3 protein-coding genes are annotated in these 1990 nt (G+C 53.0%); 2 read left to right on the top strand and 1 reads right to left on the bottom strand.

Annotated features, from left to right (window positions below; genetic code table 11):
- Positions 1 to 402 precede the first annotated feature (402 nt).
- Positions 403 to 690, top strand: coding sequence for a barstar family protein (locus D183_RS0100070; protein ID WP_026144045.1), 288 nt, complete (start codon positions 403 to 405; stop codon positions 688 to 690).
- Between the two features lie 316 nt (positions 691 to 1006).
- Here D183_RS0100070 and D183_RS27675 read toward each other — a convergent pair whose 3' ends face one another.
- Entirely contained in the window at positions 1007 to 1213 is a 207-nt protein-coding gene (locus D183_RS27675) for a hypothetical protein (protein ID WP_198527615.1), read from the bottom strand.
- 116 nt (positions 1214 to 1329) lie between these two features.
- On the opposite strand from D183_RS27675, the gene D183_RS27130 reads away from it, so the two are divergent.
- Positions 1330 to 1917, top strand: coding sequence for a hypothetical protein (locus D183_RS27130; RefSeq protein ID WP_157835120.1), 588 nt, complete (start codon positions 1330 to 1332; stop codon positions 1915 to 1917).
- Positions 1918 to 1990 lie beyond the last annotated feature (73 nt).

Genomic DNA, 1990 nt, shown 5'->3' on the forward strand with positions numbered 1-1990 from the left:
AGAAGGGTTTTGTGAGCCGCTCTAAACCCTGACCATCGCCCGAACCAAGAACGACAAGCAACCAGCCTCCGGCCCCAAGCCATTGGCATCTGTGAAAACAGGGGTCAAAGTACACTCTGGATGCGCGACGATCTTAAAGTTCGCTCTGACCCAAGTTATACTCAGTGGCGTAGCGCTTGTCCTTCAAGATTCTCCATATGCGGACAATGGTGGCCGGCTTAGCAGGGGGCCAGAAGAGTCACTGGCTATGTACAAAGCTGGTAACGCCTACGGCGGTGCACATCGTCTGCAAGACTTCCAAGATCTCATTTTCAAAGCTGCAGCATGACTCCGGCGCTTAACAACTCATTCAAACCGACGCCACTTCGCGGCGCGGCTTAATCTAGATACCCAGCAAATCTCATGGCACGCATCCCTGTGATTCGAATTGAGCTTGGAAACGTAACGTCCGCGAAGGATCTGCATGCCCTTCTCATGGAGTCGCTCGGCTTCCCTAGCTGGTATGGCCACAATTGGAATGCATTTTGGGACGCCATCACCGGTCTGGTAGAAATGCCTGAGCAACTAGTTCTAGATGGCTGGCAGCAGTTTTCATTGCGCATGCCCACGGATGCGCAACTGATGTGCAAGTGCCTCGAGGACATGTCCGATATGTACCCCCTTCTTTCTTCAAAAGTCGTGTATACCTAATATCCCGTTCAAGGTGCACTCACTGTCGCATGTCGCTTAGCTCCATCGTTAGGTTTCTTACAACGAGGGATAGCGGAGGTAGATTGAATTATTCGTTGATCGTGTGGGTTTGGGTAGCCGATGGGCTAGCCTGACACCCGCGAACCGGCGGGTCTTGGCCTCGACATGCCACGAAACGCATGATGGCCGAGAGCCAGTTGTTGTTGGATGCGAATGCGGATGTCGGCTAGCAGTTCGTCGCTCAAGCAATGTGCGATAAGCGCTGCCGAAGGTGGCGACGGCAGGGGCGCACGGCTGCGCGTAGAAAAAACACGGGTCAGAGTGCACTTTTTTGTTCGATATCTTTGAAAGTCGGCTCTGACAGCAATTCTACCTCTGGGGGAGTCCTCTCGCTTTGCGCCATCGAATAGTCATCAGCTTCGTCTTCCGGCTTCGTTGCCCTACCTCGCTCATCGTCTTCGGCCCAGGTCACACATCCATCGGTCACCACCTCTGGCAAGCACCAAACCGGCATCTGTGGCATGCTCGGCTCTCGGCGGCAATACTCGGGAGCACGGACCATGCTTCACTACCGCCTAACCGTTCGTTCAAGCCGATGCCGCTTCGCAAGGCGGCTTCACTCAGGCGTTAGGCGACCTAATGATCGAAGCAGAGCAAGCCAAAGCTTTAGTCCTTCGTTGCTGCGAAGCTTCTCGCGAAGGAAGAGATCGTTTTGTTATTCAATTCTGCGCGCTTTCTGAGTGTGGTGACTACTGGATCATTCGTGCAAACAGCGAAGATTTTGTCCTGCGAGGTATTCACGGGCGATGCTATGTTGGCGTAAATGCTCATCTTGTCAGTACTGCATCGGGTGAAATTGAAACCGTCGGTAGTGGTCAGAGTGTTGATGAGTACCTTCAAGATAAATGTGATGCTGCAACGGCTGGTAGCAATCACTACGTGCTAGGTCCGGACTTCGACAAAAGCGACAAGGCGGGCGTGATTCGCTTGCGACAAAAACTGGAGTGCTCACTCCAGAGAGCAATGCAACTTGTATCCTCCGAGTTCAATTGTTGGCTCACAGGTGAGAAGCGCTTGCTTAGCGACGCCAAGGCGATCTTGCAGAAAGAAGGAGTTACTACGAGTATTCGACTACTTAAAAACCCGGGATGTGCAGTGAGAATAGACAACTCGGTTTGGCACTGGACTGCACTGAAATCGGCTTTGAATCGAGTGGAGACAAAATGACAAGCGAAGTGGAGCGGGCAGAGTGCACGCGTGGCACTGGGCCATGCTTCGCATCCACGGAGAAGCTCACTGG

The sequence above is a fragment of the Xanthomonas sp. SHU 199 genome (assembly GCF_000364665.1).
GTDB lineage: Bacteria > Pseudomonadota > Gammaproteobacteria > Xanthomonadales > Xanthomonadaceae > Xanthomonas_A > Xanthomonas_A sontii.

What these genes read in the sequence shown, in the direction of transcription:
- D183_RS0100070 (WP_026144045.1), top strand. Translation starts at nt 403, where the DNA reads ATGGCACGCATCCCTGTGATTCGAATTGAGCTTGGAAACGTAACGTCC.
- D183_RS27675 (WP_198527615.1), bottom strand. Translation starts at nt 1,213, where the DNA reads ATGCCACAGATGCCGGTTTGGTGCTTGCCAGAGGTGGTGACCGATGGA.
- D183_RS27130 (WP_157835120.1), top strand. Translation starts at nt 1,330, where the DNA reads ATGATCGAAGCAGAGCAAGCCAAAGCTTTAGTCCTTCGTTGCTGCGAA.